This is a genomic window from Vibrio chagasii (assembly GCF_002954585.1).
GTDB classification, from domain to species: domain Bacteria; phylum Pseudomonadota; class Gammaproteobacteria; order Enterobacterales; family Vibrionaceae; genus Vibrio; species Vibrio chagasii_A.
This window is the reverse complement of record NZ_MSCI01000002.1, coordinates 1930925-1947280: the sequence shown is the minus strand read 5'-3', so window position 1 is coordinate 1947280 and position 16356 is coordinate 1930925. Positions and strand designations below refer to the sequence as shown.

The following is a 16356-nucleotide window of genomic DNA, read 5'->3' as shown; positions in this document are numbered from 1 at the left end:
TGGATTAAAAAAGCTCAACTTCATATTCCTATTTAAGGGTAGGAATAGGAATAGAAGCTGAGCCCCATTTGCATCAAAAGACCGCCGGCTCTTTAAAGCCAGCGGTACAAATTTTGATTAAAGACCTGCTAGTTTCGCAGTGTCTTCAGCAATTACTAGCTCTTCGTTAGTAGAGATAACCATCGCAGGGATACGGCTGTTAGCTGTAGTGATAGTACCTTCGCCGCCGAAACGAGCTTTAAGGTTAGCTTCACCGTCAACTTCGATGCCGAAGATGCCTAGGCGGTTTAGAACCATTTCACGGATTGGGCCAGAGTTTTCGCCGATGCCGCCAGTGAAAGTGATTGCGTCTAGACGACCTTCTAGAGTTGCAGTGTAACCAGCTACGTACTTAGCTAGACGGTGACAGAACACGTCCATTGCACGCGTTGCTTCTTCTTTCTCACCGTAGTTGTCTTCAACGAAACGACAGTCAGAAGTCACTTCAGTTAGACCAGCAAGACCAGATTCTTTAGTTAGCATGTTGTTGATTTCTTCAACAGAGTAACCAAGTGCATCGTGTAGGTGGAAGATGATTGCAGGGTCTAGGTCACCACAACGAGTACCCATTACAAGACCTTCAAGAGGAGTAAGACCCATAGAAGTATCTACAGATTTACCGTTCTTGATTGCACACACAGAAGCACCGTTACCTAGGTGACAGTTGATGATGTTAACTTCTTCAACTGGCTTGTTTAGTAGGCCTGCAACTTCACGAGTGATGAATAGGTGAGAAGTACCGTGCATGCCGTAACGACGGATGCCGTGCTCTTTGTACAGGTTGTACGGTAGAGCGTATAGGTAAGACTCAGAAGGCATTGTTTGGTGGAACGCAGTGTCAAATACAGCAACGTTTTTAAGGCCTGGGAAGTTCTGTTGAGCAGCTTCGATACCGATTAGGTGAGCTGGGTTGTGAAGAGGTGCGAAAGTCGCAGCGTCTTGAATACCCTTAAGAACGTCATCTGTGATTAGTGCAGATTGAGTGAACTGCTCGCCGCCGTGTACGATACGGTGACCGATAGCGCCAAGGTTAGCTTTAAGCTCAGGCTTAGAAGCAAGAATAGTTTCTACCATGAAAGATAGTGCTTCTACGTGAGCTGCGCCCGCGCCTAGTTGTGCTTCGTGCTTGCCGTCAAGTTTCCACTTCATACGAGCTTCTGGAAGACCTAGACACTCAGCAAGACCAGTTAGGTGCTCTGCACCAGTTTCTGCATCAACAACAGCGAATTTAAGAGAAGAACTACCACAGTTTAAAACTAAAACTAGCTTAGACATTAATGACTACCTGTTAATTTTTCTGATCGAAATCAGTTAAGGGTGAAAATTAATCTCAAGAATAGACGAAGCTCGGTAGCTTGCGTACTAACCTTGGTCAAAAAAACGTTAATTTCCGTATTAAAGTGAAAGCGCACTTTTTAAGCAAAAGCGGCTTGTGCATTCCTTGCAGAAGTCTTCTCAAAGTTGCTTAAATTGTAAATAAGGGCAACAATGAGATTGAGGTCTGCAAATAATAGCGATATTGTGCAAATATAACAAAAAAATTTGAAAGAATATTATTTTTCGTCAAATTTTTGTGTTTTTAGTTGATGATTTCAACTTTTTTTTAATGGGAGACTCATATGAGCAATAGAGTTGGTTTAGCTGGCAGTTTAAAAGATGGCCAAAAGTACATGGATCTCTGGCCTGTTCGAAAAGAGTTAAACGCTATTTTCCCAGAGCAACGCATCATTAAAGCGACGCGCTTTGGTGTTAAGGTGATGCCTGCGATCGCTGCTATCAGTGTTCTGACACAAATGGTTTTTAATAACTACCAAGCAATGCCACAAGCTGTGGTTATGGCTTTGTTCGCTATCAGCCTGCCACTTCAAGGCATGTGGTGGTTAGGTAACCGCTCAAACACGCAACTTCCGCCGGCTTTGGTGTCTTGGTATCGTGAGCTGCACGAAAAGATCACTGAAACAGGTTTTGCATTAGAACCAATGAAGCCTCGTCCTCGTTATAAAGAACTCGCTATTATCCTTAATCGCGCTTTCCGCCAGCTGGATAAGTCGGCAATGGAGCGTTGGTTCTAAAAAAACACCTCACATCTCCCTATAGGCCTGAGAGCAACGATATTCCACACATTCGGTTGCTCTCAGCTACTATCCTTGTATATCCTATTCATCCAGTCTCTTATCTTATCCCAGAGCAAAACTAGCTTTTCTCACATAACTCGAGCTTTGTTGTGTTTTTGTTAAATATCACTTCAACTTATCAATCACTACTGCTAATACTATCAGTAGTGATTTTGTGTTGTTCTCTTTGAACGAGCAATAACAATGGAAGCTTGATTCAGGGAGTGTTAATGGGTGCAGTAAATAAAGTATTAACGGCAGTGCTGAGTTGTTCACTGTTGCTTTGGGCTGGCTGCGCGATGGCAAATCTTGCGAAAGTGTCGGTTTCACAAGTTGTTGATCATCCCGATTTGAATGCGACACGTATGGGGCTACTCGAAGGGCTAAGAGCAAAAGGTTATGAGCCTGGGAAAAATCTCGAGTTTTCTTACGAAATGGCGGAAGGCAATCCAGCGCAGGCAGTGAAAATAGCCAGAGAGCTCGTCAGCGAAAATCCTCATGTGTTGGTCGGTATCGCGACGCCAAGCTCACAGGCACTGGTTTCGGCAACTCGGTCTATTCCTATCGTATTCACGGCTGTCACAGATCCTATCGGTGCAAGGCTTGTCAAACAACTCGAAAAACCAGGGCGAAATGTAACCGGTCTTTCTGATCTATCCCCGATTGTTCAGCATGTCTCATTGATCAAAGAGTTGTTGCCAGAGGCTAACTCCATCGGTGTGGTTTATAACCCGGCTGAATCGAACGCTGTTGCCTTAATTGCGTTACTGAAGACAGCAAGCCGAGACTTTGGCTATAAGCTTCATACTGAAAAAGCGTTGACCATCGGAGATGTGGAATCAAAAGCAGAATTATTGGCAAAGCGATCTGATGTCATCTATGCGCTGACCGACAATACGGTGGCTAGTGGTGTGGAAGGCCTTATTAAAGCGGCAAACCAAGAGGGCATTCCGGTAGTGGCGGGTGCGACGTCTTATGTTAGCAAGGGAGCTATAGCAGGTTTGGGCCTTGATTATTACGACGTTGGTGTACAAACCGCCGATTATGTTGCCGCGATTTTGAATGGGCAAAAGCCCGGCAAGTTGAGTGTAAAGACAGCCCAGAGTTCGCAATTGGTGGTGAACTTAGAGGCTGCTCAAAAATTGGGTGTGACGATACCTGAATCTGTGGTGGAACGAGCGAAGCTACATCAGCAATGAGAAGCTTTACGTGGCTATAACGACCGGTAAAGATCGTATTGAATTCTAGCCACGTTGTTCAGTCGAAATGCTTAAATGGACAGTTCGAGAGGGGGAGATCTATGCAGGCTGATTGTACAGCTCTTGGTAGCGTTTGATCTGCTCGACAATAGGCGCGGCTTTTTTGTAGGTTCTGATTTCTCGGAACAGTTCTTCCGCTTCTGGGTACTCTTTACGCAGGTAGACAAACCACTGTTTTACACGGTTTGGATAGTAAAGACCTTTATCGCCCTCAATTTCGAACTCTGAATAGCGCAACAGCAGAGCAATAACCTCTATCCATGGCATTGGCTGGTGGTTGTGCTTGACCACGTTACCAAGGTTTGGAACGTTGAATGCGCCTCGGCATACCATGAGTGAATCGACACCTGTCGTTTTAATGCAATCTTGACCGTCTTGATAATTCCATATTTCGCCATTCGCGATCAAAGGTAGCGATGTCTTCTGGCGGATCTGATTAATGTAATCCCACTTGATTTCACTTGCCTTGTAGCCACCGGTTTTGGTCCTTGCATGGACTGTTAGTTCGTCCGCTTTGGCTTGTTCAATCGCATCGACAATCTCAAAGCACTCATCTGGGTGTTCCCAACCTAAACGAATTTTAGCGGAAACAGGGATGTGCTCAGGAACGGCTTCTCGAGTCGCTTTAACAACTTGGTAGATAAGCTCAGGTTCTTTTAGTAAAGATGCGCCACCGTTACTCTTATTTACCGCTTTTGCTGGGCAGCCAAAGTTTAGGTCAATACCTTTGGCACCAAGGTTCGCAGCTTGAATTGCATTTTCTGCCATCCATTTCGGGTGTTGACCGAGTAGCTGCACATGGACAGGAACGCCCGCCATCGTTTGAGAGCCTTGATGAAGCTCAGGACACAAGCGATGGAATACATGCGGTGGTAGTAGTTGATCAGTAACACGCACGAATTCGGTTACGCAGAGATCGTAATCATTGAGCTCTGTAAGAATTTCACGCATTAGGTGGTCTAGAACGCCCTCCATAGGGCCAAGTATTACTCGCATGCTGATCTACCGAAACATCTCTGTCCTGAAAATAAAGAGGCGTGATTGTACGGCTTGCCTACATGATTGTCACTATGAGTATGGTTTTGCCCACATCGAGGCTGGCCCTATGGGTTAAAGGCGACATATCGCACGTGATAGCGTTATAATATTGAAAATGCCCCAATATCCAGAGCTTTCATGACATATCAATTATTAAGCCTACCAGAATCAATTACAGATATTACCCCTCAGTTTCTTGAAGGGGCCATTCTTGCTTCTAACCTAGCCACTAAGCCGCTAGAACCTGAAGCGTGGCTTGCGATCATTGCTCCAGAAGCATGTGAAGCGCTTGTGGCAATCGTGACAGAACAGATCAATCGCCAACACAATCTCATTCAGCGTAGTGAATACTTACTGACAGATTTATTTAGTGAAGGTGACTTTACCGAGCAGTTCGCTGATTTTGCAGAAGGCTTCATGATGGTGTGGCCAACTGTTGAAGAGCAATGGCAAACCGTGAGTGTCGCTGATGGCACACTACGCATGCTACAAGCTTTACTGACGACATTGATGCTTGCGATTGATGAAGAGCAGACTCAGCAGCAAATGATTTCAGCTGGACTAGAGAACCCGCCAGCACTTGCTGATCTCGTTGGTCAAGTTGATTTAATGATTTCTGAGGTTGCATTGGCTGCTGATGAAGCCATGCTGGGTAACAAGTCTCAGAGTGTGAATCCATTTAAAGATATCGGTCGTAACGATGCTTGTCCGTGTGAAAGCGGTAAAAAATTCAAGCAATGCTGTGGAAAGAACAGTTAATCGTTTACTGAGCTCTAAAGCGTAAGACAGACTCGATACTAAAAAGTCGACCCTAAGGTCGACTTTTTAGTTTTTGTAAAGCGTGAGTGATTAGTCGTTCTTGGATTTAACGAATTGAGAAATTACCACGAAACCGAACGCCACTAAGTTGCCTGCAAAGATTATGACAAGCCATTGCGGCATAGAAAGCGACAAGAACTGCCACACGACCTTGCTGCAGTCACCGTAGGCTTCAAACATCCACGGAGCCCATTGGTTTAAAGGTGCCCAGCTAGGGAAGGTCACGAACAGGTCACAGGTTGCGAATGGAGACGGGTTGAACTGGTAATCAACGTGCTCCAAAGCCAACGTTAAACCTTTGTATGCGCCAAAACCCCAGCCAGCAAAGCAAAGCCAGCGCGAGATTGGATTGTTCGGGGCGATAGCGCCTATGATTGCTGCGACACCAATAGCTAGCATTGCCACACGCTCATAAATACACATGACACAAGGACCAAGCATCATGACATGCTGAAAGAACAGCGCACAAGCCTCAAAAAATACGATAAATGCTAGCAGTAAAAGCCAAGATAAACGTCCCTTAGAGAAGTCTTTGAGCATTACAAAAAAGTTCACGAATTAAATCCCGTCTAAAAAATAAAAAAGCCCTGAATACTCAGAGCTTTTTATCTTGGATAAGTTTCCTAATCAACTAATATTTTTGATTAGTGAGTTACACATTTTGTGCTTTGCGACACAGTGTGTAGCTTAGTGGCCACCAGATATTACTGGAGCAACCGCTTCACCGGTACGCTGAATGATCCAGCCAGCGTCATAGAACCATGCTGTCATCGGTTCCACGAAGTATACGATGCCTGCAAGGCCAACCAATGCCAGCACGATAGTGTATGGCAACGCCATGATTACCATGCGGCCGTAAGACAGTCTAATTAACGGCGCAAGTGCAGACGTTAATAGGAATAAGAACGCAGCTTGACCGTTTGGTGTTGCAACTGAAGGTAGGTTAGTACCTGTGTTGATAGCAACAGCAAGCAGGTCGAACTGGTCGCGAGTGATAATGCCTTCAACCAACGCTGTTTTCACTTCGTTGATGTAAACCGTACCTACGAACACGTTATCTGAAACCATCGATAGAATACCGTTGGCTACATAGAATAGGGCAAGCTGAGCGCCTTTATCTTCAACGTGAAGAACCGCATCGATTACTGGCTTAAATAGTGCCTGGTCGATGATTACTGCAACGACAGCGAAGAAAACAGCAAGAAGCGCGGTAAACGGTAGCGCTTCTTCAAACGCTTTACCCATAGAGTGTTCTTCGATTACACCAGTAAACGCAGTCGCTAGAATGATAACTGATAGACCAATCAAACCAACTTCAGCAACGTGAAGTGCTAAGCCTACAATTAGCCATACTGCGATAGCACTTTGAACCCAAAGTTTTGCCACGTCTTGCTTAGTACGGCTCGCTTTTTGTGTGTTATCGAACTCGACAAGGATCTGACGAACGTTGTTTGGCAGCTTTGCGCCGTAACCGAATACTTTGAATTTTTCTACAAGAGCACAGGTTAGAATGCCGCAGAAGAAAACAGGCAGTGTTACTGGAAGCATACGAATAATGAACTCACCGAACTCCCAGCCTGCTTGTTTAGCGATAACTAAGTTCTGTGGCTCACCTACCATAGTCATTACACCACCCAGCGCGGTACCCACACCAGCGTGCATCAATAGTGAACGTAAGAAAGCACGGTAATCTTCTAAGTCTTCACGAGTTAGCTCAGAGATTTCTTCATCGTGAGTGTGGTCGTGTGCAGAGTTAGAGCCTTTGCCTGATGCTACTTTGTGGTAAATCGAGTAGAAACCCACTGCCACGCTGATCACAACTGCGATTACAGTCAGTGCATCTAGGAAAGCAGATAGGAATGCAGCTGCCACACAAAACGCAACAGAAAGCATAATTTTAGAACGAATGCCAAGCAGTATCTTCGTGAAAATGAACAGGAGAAGTTCTTTCATGAAGTAAATGCCAGCAACCATGAATACTAATAAGAGTAATACTGGAAGGTTTGCTTGAAGCTCATGATAAACCATTTCAGGTTTGGTCATGCCAATTGCAACGGCTTGAATTGCCAGTAAACCACCCGGTTGCAGAGGGTAGCATTTGAGAGCCATAGCTAGGGTGAAAATAAACTCAACCACTAATAGCCAGCCCGCTACAAATGGGTCAACTAGGAAGAAAACAAACGGGTTGATGATTAAAAAGGAAATGATGGCAAGTTTATACCAATCAGGAGCTTTACCAAGGAAATTCTTGATAAAAGCGTTTCCGAGAGACATCGGCATGTTAATACTCTTTTATGTTGATTATGAATAGACAAGCAATACAACATTTTGAGAATCGAGCTATAGAAAGTGTTAAAAACTACAACTAACAGTGACTTAGAAAAACTACATTCCATGTAATGTTCTGTGGTCTTGCCAAGTCACTCCCTTAGAGACTCAAGCACTGCTTATTTTTGAGCGCAACTCTACTCTTAGATAACATTTAGTCAACAGGAAAAGCCCTGTAGCACCTAAAATACCTCTTTTTTGTGTGAGAAACGCGATCAAAGTAGCGGAAGCATACCACTTAAAATGTGATAAAAACCGACTAGAATCGATATTTCAGCGAAATGATTGAAATTTACAGAATAAAGACGGTTTATATATGATTATTACAACTTAATATTGCAATTTGATGGCTTTGAAAATATGACCAATATTGTTGATTTTAAAGAAAATTTATTGTGTTAATTATTTGTTGAAATGCTGATTTATATAGACTTGCTTTGCAAACCTTGGACGGAAACATGAGTTTAACTTTAGAGCTTTAGCTCTACTGGTGTTTTTGGGGTGTAAAATTTTTGAGGGTGTTTCCGCTCGCCTTTACTAGTGGTATGATGAGTAAATTAGAAGAAAATAATTTAATTGGATTGAAGTGTAGATGGTCATTAAGGCGAAGAGCCCGGCAGGATTTGCAGAAAAGTATATCATTGAAAGTATTTGGAATGGCCGTTTCCCTCCAGGTTCTATCTTGCCAGCAGAGCGCGAGCTTTCTGAGCTAATTGGTGTTACACGTACTACGCTTCGTGAAGTACTACAACGTCTTGCTCGTGATGGTTGGTTAACAATCCAACATGGCAAACCAACTAAAGTTAACCAGTTTATGGAGACATCAGGCCTTCATATCCTTGATACGCTAATGACTCTGGATGTTGATAACGCAAGCAAGATGGTAGAAGACCTGCTTGCTGCTCGTACTAATATCAGCCCGATTTTCATGCGTTATGCATTCAAAGCAAATAAAGAGGCTTCAGAGCGTACAATCAGTAATGTGATTGAATCGTGTGAAGCGCTACTTGCGGCACCTACATGGGATGACTTCCTAGAATCGTCTCCGTATGCAGACAAGATCAAGCAAGCTGTTAAAGAAGACACAGAGAAAGACGAAGCAAAACGTCAGACGATCTTAATTGCGAAGACGTTTAACTTTTACGACTACATGCTGTTCCAACGCTTAGCGTTCCATTCAGGTAACCAAATTTACGGTCTGATCTTTAATGGCGTACGTAAGCTTTACGACCGTATCGGTAGCTACTACTTCTCTAACCCAGAAGCGCGTCGCCTAGCGATGGAGTTCTATAAAGAGCTGTTTGTTATCTGTGAGAGCGGTCAACGTGAAAACTTGCCTTTGGTTATTCGTAATTATGGTATCGCAAGTGCACAGATCTGGAACGAAATGAAAACGACGTTACCAACGAACTTTACGGAAGACGATAGCTAATCTTTTTGATTAACCCAGGCAGTCTCTAAAGTAAGAACAAAGAAAAGCGGCGAGATAATTCAATTATCTCGCCGCTTTTTATTTATCAAGAGTTTGGCTAATTTGCTAGTAGTTAACCTGCGAACTCTTCTGAGTCTGGGCGGTTAGTAAATTGAACACCATTTAGGAAATCACAAAGCAATTGGTCTTCACATACTTTGTAGTTTTTGTTTTCAGGCTTGCGGAAGTAGGCACCAATTTCGTATTTGCTTAGGCTGATACCCACCACTTCTAATACATCGAGCACGTCTTCTGCTTTCATGTTCAACGCAATACGTAGCTTCATGAAAATCATGTTGTTGGTAAGTGCAACTTCAGGCTTTGGCTGAGCCCCTTCTTTTTTACCGCGCTTAAGGTTGATGAAACCATTTAGGAATACCGCTAACTCTTTGTCTTTCATTTTAGAGCATGACTTATCGTTATCCGCTTTTAGCCAGTTAATCACTTGGTCGTGGGCAACAGTCACATCCGCTTGCTCAATAGCTTTGATGATTTGTGCGTTCTTAAGGTTTAGTGCGTGTTGAATACGACGCAAGATTTCGTTGTTAGTCACAGAGGTGTCCTAAAAAGGTTTAGAGAGTAAAGTAGCTTCAAACGGCACATTGCTGTCGTTAACCTTGTGATACTTTACTTAGCATAGTTGATGGCGACTCTAACAGAGAACGCCGGTTTTCGGTAGATATAAAAAATCCCCGATGTTTATTAACTCTTTCAAGTTAAGTTACATCAGGGATTTGGCAGTGAATGCTTTATCTGACAGAGGTCAGAATTACATTACACGCATACCAGGTTGAGCACCTTCGTGTGGCTCAAGAATCCATAGGTCGCTGCCGCCAGGGCCCGCTGCTAGGATCATGCCTTCAGACATACCAAACTTCATCTTACGAGGTTTTAGGTTTGCAACCATAACAGTTAGCTTGCCTTCTAGCTCTTCAGGTTTGTATGCTGACTTAATGCCAGAGAATACTTGGCGAGTCTCACCACCGATGTCCAGTTGGAACTTCAGTAGCTTGTTCGCTTTTGGAACTTCTTCACAAGAGATGATACGAGCAATACGCATATCAACGGCTGCGAACGCGTCAAATTCAATCTCTTCAGCGATTGGCTCTTTATCTAGCTCAGTTTGGCTTGCTTTTTCTTTCTCAGCTTCCGCTTTCTCTTTAGCTGCCATTTCTGCTGCTGCGTCTTCTTTAGAAGACTCAATCATCGCTTCCACTTTCTTAGGGTCAATACGGCTAAATAGCGCTTTGAACTTAGTGATCTCGTGATCAGTTAGTGGAGTAGCAACGCCTTCCCACGTTAGCTCTTCGTTTAGGAAAGCTTCCGTACGAGCTGCAAGCTCTGGCATTACTGGTTTCAGGTAAGCCATTAGTACGCGGAATAGGTTGATACCTACAGAGGAAACTTCTTGAAGCTCTTTCTCTTTACCTTCTTCTTTTGCAAGAACCCAAGGTGCTTTTTCGTCGATGTACTGGTTCGCTTTATCTGCTAGTGCAGTGATCTCACGGATAGCACGGCTGAATTCACGAGTTTCGTATAGATCACCGATACGCTCAGCAGCTGCAACGAATTCGTTGTAAAGCTCTGGCTCTGCAAATTCAGCAGATAGCTTGCCTTCGAAGCGCTTAGTGATGAAACCTGCGTTACGAGAAGCTAGGTTAACAATCTTGTTTACTACGTCAGCGTTTACACGTTGAGTGAAGTCTTCAAGGTTAAGGTCAAGGTCGTCGATACGGCTGTTTAGTTTTGCAGCGTAATAGTAACGTAGACACTCAGGGTCTAGGTGGTCTAGGTATGTGCTTGCTTTGATGAATGTGCCTTTAGACTTAGACATCTTAGCGCCGTTTACTGTTACGTAGCCGTGTACGAATACGTTGTTTGGCTTACGGAAACCAGAACCTTCTAGCATTGCAGGCCAGAATAGGCTGTGGAAGTAAACGATGTCTTTACCGATGAAGTGGTAAAGTTCAGCGGTGCTGTCTTTCTTCCAGTACTCGTTAAAGTCTAAATCGTCGCGCTTGTCACATAGGTTCTTGAAAGAGCCCATGTAGCCGATTGGTGCATCTAGCCATACGTAGAAGAACTTGTCTTTTTCGCCTGGGATTTCGAAGCCAAAGTATGGTGCATCACGAGAGATATCCCACTGTTGTAGACCAGACTCGAACCACTCTTGCATTTTGTTTGCTGTTTCAGCTTGCAGTGAGCCAGAACGTGTCCACTCTTTTAGCATGCTTTCGAACTGAGGCAGGTCGAAGAAGAAGTGCTCAGAGTCTTTCATTACTGGAGTTGCGCCAGAAACCGCAGACTTAGGTTCGATTAGCTCAGTTGGGCTGTATGTCTCACCACAGTTATCACAGTTATCACCGTACTGGTCTTCTGACTTACACTTAGGGCAAGTACCTTTTACGAAACGGTCCGGTAGGAACATTTCTTTCTCAGGGTCGAAAAGCTGAGAAATAGTGCGGCTTGAAATGAAGCCGTTCTTTTTAAGTTCTAGGTAGATGTGAGAAGCCAGTTCACGGTTCTCTTCGCTGTGCGTGCTGTGGTAGTTGTCAAAGCTGATATCAAAGCCAGCGAAGTCTTTTTGGTGCTCTTCACTAACAGCAGCGATCATCTCTTCTGGTGTGATACCCATCTGTTGAGCTTTAAGCATAATTGGCGTGCCGTGAGCATCGTCAGCACAGATGAAGTTTACAGTGTTGCCACGCAGACGCTGGTATCGAACCCAGATATCAGCTTGGATATGCTCAAGCATATGGCCAAGGTGAATAGAGCCGTTAGCGTACGGAAGCGCACAAGTTACCAAAAGTTGTCTTGGATCAGTTGCCATACTTAATAATTCGCTTTTTTGATAGGTATAAATTTGATTGGTAATACTACTTTATAACGTGTGATACGCCAAGGTATCAGACAAAGGATTCCCCTAGTTTTTTAGGGGTTCAGTCTTCATCTCGTGGGTGATAGCATAAATAAAAAAAGGAGCCCCAATGCGTAACTTTACTTCGAAGCAAGATTTCTGTTCATGGTTGAATGAGTTTGAGTCACCAATCCTCATCCCAGAGTGGGCGCTACACCAAAATATTGTCTCTGTTGATCCTCGTGGAGCGTTTGTTATTACTTTGCCTTTCGCTGCGAATCAGCTTGCTGTTGATCTTGAAAATTGGATTAACGCTCAGATTGAACAAAAGCTTGTGAATGCTTTTCAATTTGAAGTGAAGGTCAAGCCGTCGGCACTTGAAACGACGGTCTCAACACCACTGAAAGGCGTGAAGAATATTATTGCCGTCACTTCTGCCAAGGGCGGGGTGGGTAAATCAACGACTTCAGTTAACCTTGCGTTGGCTTTATCTAAATCTGGTTCAAAAGTCGGTTTGTTGGATGCGGACATCTACGGCCCATCGGTTCCTATGATGCTTGGTCAATTAGAGGCGAAGCCAGAAGTGCAAAACAATAAGTGGATGATGCCAATCGAAGCTCACGGTATTTTCACTCATTCAATTGGTTACCTTGTATCGAAAGATGACGCCGCTATTTGGCGTGGCCCGATGGCGGCAAAAGCACTGGGTCAGCTTGTGAATGAAACCGTATGGCCAGAGCTGGATTACCTTGTGATCGATATGCCACCGGGTACGGGTGATATCCAATTAACTCTATCTCAACAAATCCCAGTAACTGGTGCGGTTGTTGTGACTACTCCTCAAGATCTGGCATTAGCAGACGCACGTAAAGGTGTCGCGATGTTCGATAAAGTGAGTGTGCCTGTAGCAGGCTTAGTTGAAAACATGAGCTACCATATATGTAGTCACTGTGGTGAGAAAGAGCATATCTTTGGCGCTGGTGGTGCAGAAGCTATGTCTGAAGAGTTCTACCTCGATATCTTAGCGCAAATCCCACTGCATATTGATGTTCGTGAAGACATCGATGCGGGCTGTCCAACGGTAGTGCGTCGCCCAGACAGCGAGCACACACACCATTACCTAGAGCTCGCTGAAAATGTCGCGGCTAAAATGTTTTGGACGGGTAAAGCGCGACCAGAAGCGATCAACTTTTCTATGGTCGAATAGTTAGGTTTTTTCTCACACTGTATAAATAATGATGGATTAGATAAATAGTTATTGGTTTTCGGCGAGCCGATCATTCAGTCTGTGCAAACAGTTGTAGGCAAGTTTTTTAAAAGCAAACGATTATCTCAAGTAAATGTATTGAGATCATCAATTTGACTGCAATTTGCTAAAATGGCGACTAGAATCTCAGTGCTTTAGCCCCTATAATCAGGCGGTTTATCTATTCCCACCACCAAACCATATCGGGTGCAAAATAATGTCTGATAATAATCAATGTGTCATCGTAGGTATCGCTGGCGCTTCAGCTTCAGGAAAAAGTCTGATTGCTAGTACGATTTATAATGAGCTGCGCGAAAAAGTAGGCGACCATCAAATTGGTGTTATCACGGAAGATTGCTATTACAGCGACCAAAGCCACTTGAGTATGGAAGAGCGTGTTAAAACCAACTACGATCACCCAAATGCACTGGACCATGATCTGTTATGTGAGCATTTACAGCAGCTGATGAGCGGCAACGCTGTAGAAGTACCAGAGTACAGCTACACAGAACATACACGTACTTCTGAAACGACTACACTTACTCCTAAGAAAGTGATCATTTTAGAAGGTATTCTGCTATTAACAGACCCACGTCTTCGTAACCTAATGCACGCAAGTGTGTTCATGGATACACCACTAGACATCTGTCTACTACGCCGTGTTAAGCGCGACGTTGAAGAGCGTGGTCGCACAATGGATACAGTACTAAAGCAATACCAAGAAACAGTACGTCCAATGTTCATGCAGTTTATCGAGCCTTCAAAACAACATGCAGACATCATCGTTCCTCGTGGTGGTAAAAACCGTATCGCGATTGATGTATTGAAAGCGCACATTGCGAAGTTGTTGAAGTCTTAATCGAATAAAAGTTTTGCCTAAGTGACTCACTTAGCTTTATTTTTTACCGAATCAGTGGCACTTTTATAGTGCCACTTTCTTTTGGAATCTAAGCAAGGAATATGCGGATGAAGAAACTACTCATTTTCATAGCTGTGCCAGTGTTTATTGTTGTTGCAGCAATTTTGGCACTAGTACTGTTAGTGAATCCCAACCAATTTAAGCCATTAATTGTCGAACAAGCCCAGAAACACACCGGCCTTGAGCTAGTGATCGAGGGTGATATCAGCTGGCAATTCTTCCCATCTATTGGCTTCGAGCTTGGTCAAACTGAATTACGCAACCCAGAAGGTTTTACGCAACCGAATCTATTTAAGGTTGATACGGTTGGCGTTGATGTTTCGGTTACTCCGCTATTTAGCAACCAACTAGAGATCGGTAACATCACTCTAGATGGCGCAGAGTTCTACTTAGAAACGCTTAAAGATGGCCGTAAAAATATTGATGCGCTGACGCAAGCATCTGCATCTGATACATCGGCGCCAGCTGCTGAGACAACGTCTGAACCAGCGCAGGCTCCACAAGAGCAAACTGCAGCAGAAGCATCAGGTTGGACAATAAATCTAGCGGGCGTGACTATTTCAAATGCACTATTTGAAATGGACGACAAGCAAGCCGGCTCTTTCACTAAGCTCTACGATGTGTCTTTGAATCTATCTGAGTTCGCAGTAGACACATGGACGACGGCAACTTTCGCTGCGTCTGGTGAGAACAACCAACAAAAATTCTCAGCTAACGGTAGCGCAGAGTTCAAACTGGCTGAAGGCTTTGCAAGCTATGCGCTACGTAATATCGATCTAAACGCTAAGTTTAATGACCCTGCTACGTCGATTGACTCGGCAAAGATTGGTTTAGATACGTTTGAGTTCGATAAGGTTAACCAACTGACTTACGCTGTGGTTGGTAAAGCTGCTGGTCTAGATTTAGATCTGAAAGGTGGCGGTGAGCTAACGGTTGATAAAGCCATTTCAAAAGTGACACTGAACAAGTTAACGTTAGACTCTACGTTCAAGGGTGATACGCTTCCTCAATCACCAATGAAAGTTGATATGTTTTCTGACCTTAGCTTTGATCTAACAAAGAGCCATTTGAGCTTTGTGCTAGAGAAGCTACAAGCTAACTCTATCGCGTTAGACGGTAAGGCTGACGTTACTCTGTCAGACATACCAAAGGTTCGTTTCTCGCTACATAGCCCGAACATTGATTTAGACGAGTTGCTAGGTCTAGGTAATTCAACAGAAACCGCGAGCACGTCGCCTTCTGGTTCTGCTGGTGGTTCAACGTTAAAGTCAGGCAGCTCTGCACAAGCAAAAGAAGTTGAACCTGACCTCTCTGCTCTTAAAACGCTCGATGTGAAAGGTGATATCACTATCGATAAGTTCAAAGCAAACAATGCGAAAATGCAGAATGTTAAAACGGCATTCTCTGTTAACCGCGGTGTTGCTGAATTGACTTCATTCACATCAAACCTTTACCAAGGTTCTATCTCTGCGACAGCGAAACTAGACGCTCGTAAAACACCAGCGACTTACACTGCTAAGAAGAGAATTAAAGGTGTGAAAGTTCAGCCATTGCTGGTTGATGTTGCTGGTAACGATATGCTTGAAGGTACAGGCAATATCGATGTGAATGTGAAAGGTAAGAGCCTTACACCAACAGGAATCAAAAAGAACCTAGTTGGTACTATCGCGATTAACTTTGAAGATGGTGCGGTTAACGGCATCAACGTTGCCCAACTGATTCGTGAGAATTACGCGAAGATCAAAGGCGAGAAAGTTGAAAGCACAAATGAAGCTAAAAAGACTGACTTTAGTGCGATGAAAGCGACGCTTAAGGTTGATAAAGGTTGGGTTTCAACGAATGACTTGTCGGCACAATCACCACTACTGCGCGTTACAGGCCAAGGTAAAGCGAACTTCATCAATGAAGCGGTAGACTTCCTAGTAAGAACATCGATTGTTGGCACATTAGAAGGTCAGGGCGGTAAGGGGATTGATGATCTGAAAGATGTCACGATTCCAATTAAGGTGACCGGCCAATGGGCTGACCCGAAATTCGCTCTCGTTTTTGATGATGTGTTAAAGCAAAAAGCACAGAAAGAGATCGACCGTGGTGTTAACAAGCTAACGGATAAGATTAAAGATGAGAAGACCAAAGAAGCCGTAGACGGTTTATTGAAAGGTTTCTTTAACTAACGAGTACTCGTCGTCTATAAACAAAGCGCCATTCCTATTGTAGGAATGGCGCTTTTTATTTTAGCATCGGTAATACTCAAGAGAGATTCCCT

General features: G+C 44.0%; 13 protein-coding genes. 7 read left to right on the top strand and 6 right to left on the bottom strand.

Annotation, left to right across the window (positions count from 1 at the left end; genetic code table 11):
* Nucleotides 1-117: 117 nt before the first annotated feature.
* A complete protein-coding gene (locus BTO10_RS17045) occupies nt 118-1314 on the bottom strand; it encodes an acetate kinase (RefSeq protein WP_004737356.1) in 1197 nt (398 codons plus the stop codon).
* Nucleotides 1315-1658: 344 nt separating this feature from the next.
* Here BTO10_RS17045 and yfbV point away from each other — a divergent pair, with 344 nt between their 5' ends.
* Nucleotides 1659-2111: a terminus macrodomain insulation protein YfbV gene (gene yfbV / locus BTO10_RS17040; protein ID WP_004737357.1), complete on the top strand. Its 453-nt coding sequence runs from the start codon at nt 1659-1661 to the stop codon at nt 2109-2111.
* A 272-nt stretch (nt 2112-2383) separates the two neighbouring features.
* Nucleotides 2384-3352, top strand: a complete 969-nt coding sequence (locus BTO10_RS17035) for an ABC transporter substrate-binding protein (RefSeq protein ID WP_105025322.1) — start codon at nt 2384-2386, stop codon at nt 3350-3352.
* 99 nt (nt 3353-3451) lie between these two features.
* On the opposite strand, the gene dusC is transcribed toward BTO10_RS17035, so the two are convergent.
* Nucleotides 3452-4408 carry a tRNA dihydrouridine(16) synthase DusC gene (dusC, locus tag BTO10_RS17030; RefSeq protein WP_102424921.1) on the bottom strand — a complete coding sequence of 319 codons (957 nt, stop codon included), beginning with the start codon at nt 4406-4408 and terminating at the stop codon, nt 3452-3454.
* A gap of 180 nt (nt 4409-4588) precedes the next feature.
* Between dusC and BTO10_RS17025 the strand changes: the two genes are divergently transcribed.
* Nucleotides 4589-5209 (top strand): SEC-C metal-binding domain-containing protein, encoded by a 621-nt coding sequence (locus tag BTO10_RS17025; protein WP_105025321.1) that lies wholly within the window; start codon nt 4589-4591, stop codon nt 5207-5209.
* A 90-nt stretch (nt 5210-5299) separates the two neighbouring features.
* Here the strand turns inward: BTO10_RS17025 and dsbB are convergent, their stop codons facing one another.
* Both dsbB and nhaB read right to left on the bottom strand, forming a co-directional pair.
* Nucleotides 5300-5809, bottom strand: coding sequence for a disulfide bond formation protein DsbB (dsbB, locus tag BTO10_RS17020; RefSeq protein WP_105025614.1), 510 nt, complete (start codon nt 5807-5809; stop codon nt 5300-5302).
* A 147-nt stretch (nt 5810-5956) separates the two neighbouring features.
* Nucleotides 5957-7549, bottom strand: a complete 1593-nt coding sequence (gene nhaB, locus BTO10_RS17015) for a Na(+)/H(+) antiporter NhaB (protein ID WP_105025320.1) — start codon at nt 7547-7549, stop codon at nt 5957-5959.
* Between the two features lie 640 nt (nt 7550-8189).
* Here nhaB and fadR point away from each other — a divergent pair.
* Nucleotides 8190-9029 (top strand): fatty acid metabolism transcriptional regulator FadR, encoded by an 840-nt coding sequence (gene fadR / locus BTO10_RS17010; RefSeq protein ID WP_004737363.1) that lies wholly within the window; start codon nt 8190-8192, stop codon nt 9027-9029.
* A gap of 112 nt (nt 9030-9141) precedes the next feature.
* Here fadR and BTO10_RS17005 read toward each other — a convergent pair whose 3' ends face one another.
* The gene (locus BTO10_RS17005; RefSeq protein WP_105025319.1) at nt 9142-9621 is read right to left on the bottom strand and encodes a YehS family protein; all 480 of its coding nucleotides are present in this window, start codon (nt 9619-9621) and stop codon (nt 9142-9144) included.
* Nucleotides 9622-9837: 216 nt separating this feature from the next.
* A complete protein-coding gene (gene metG, locus BTO10_RS17000; protein WP_105025318.1) occupies nt 9838-11898 on the bottom strand; it encodes a methionine--tRNA ligase in 2061 nt (686 codons plus the stop codon).
* 157 nt (nt 11899-12055) lie between these two features.
* On the opposite strand from metG, the gene apbC reads away from it, so the two are divergent.
* From apbC to BTO10_RS16985, 3 genes are all read left to right on the top strand, one after another.
* On the top strand, nt 12056-13132 hold the full coding sequence (gene apbC, locus BTO10_RS16995; protein ID WP_004737366.1) for an iron-sulfur cluster carrier protein ApbC: 1077 nt from the start codon (nt 12056-12058) through the stop codon (nt 13130-13132).
* Nucleotides 13133-13388: 256 nt separating this feature from the next.
* Nucleotides 13389-14030: a uridine kinase gene (udk, locus tag BTO10_RS16990; RefSeq protein WP_004737367.1), complete on the top strand. Its 642-nt coding sequence runs from the start codon at nt 13389-13391 to the stop codon at nt 14028-14030.
* Nucleotides 14031-14137: 107 nt separating this feature from the next.
* Nucleotides 14138-16264: an AsmA family protein gene (locus BTO10_RS16985; RefSeq protein ID WP_105025317.1), complete on the top strand. Its 2127-nt coding sequence runs from the start codon at nt 14138-14140 to the stop codon at nt 16262-16264.
* Nucleotides 16265-16356: the final 92 nt, after the last annotated feature.

Excerpts from the sequence above, each read along its gene's own strand:
- metG (WP_105025318.1), bottom strand. The coding sequence starts at position 11,898 with ATGGCAACTGATCCAAGACAACTTTTGGTAACTTGTGCGCTTCCGTAC.
- yfbV (WP_004737357.1), top strand. The coding sequence starts at position 1,659 with ATGAGCAATAGAGTTGGTTTAGCTGGCAGTTTAAAAGATGGCCAAAAG.
- BTO10_RS17025 (WP_105025321.1), top strand. The coding sequence starts at position 4,589 with ATGACATATCAATTATTAAGCCTACCAGAATCAATTACAGATATTACC.
- BTO10_RS17045 (WP_004737356.1), bottom strand. The coding sequence starts at position 1,314 with ATGTCTAAGCTAGTTTTAGTTTTAAACTGTGGTAGTTCTTCTCTTAAA.
- apbC (WP_004737366.1), top strand. The coding sequence starts at position 12,056 with ATGCGTAACTTTACTTCGAAGCAAGATTTCTGTTCATGGTTGAATGAG.
- nhaB (WP_105025320.1), bottom strand. The coding sequence starts at position 7,549 with ATGCCGATGTCTCTCGGAAACGCTTTTATCAAGAATTTCCTTGGTAAA.
- fadR (WP_004737363.1), top strand. The coding sequence starts at position 8,190 with ATGGTCATTAAGGCGAAGAGCCCGGCAGGATTTGCAGAAAAGTATATC.
- BTO10_RS16985 (WP_105025317.1), top strand. The coding sequence starts at position 14,138 with ATGAAGAAACTACTCATTTTCATAGCTGTGCCAGTGTTTATTGTTGTT.
- dsbB (WP_105025614.1), bottom strand. The coding sequence starts at position 5,809 with ATGCTCAAAGACTTCTCTAAGGGACGTTTATCTTGGCTTTTACTGCTA.
- dusC (WP_102424921.1), bottom strand. The coding sequence starts at position 4,408 with ATGCGAGTAATACTTGGCCCTATGGAGGGCGTTCTAGACCACCTAATG.
- udk (WP_004737367.1), top strand. The coding sequence starts at position 13,389 with ATGTCTGATAATAATCAATGTGTCATCGTAGGTATCGCTGGCGCTTCA.
- BTO10_RS17035 (WP_105025322.1), top strand. The coding sequence starts at position 2,384 with ATGGGTGCAGTAAATAAAGTATTAACGGCAGTGCTGAGTTGTTCACTG.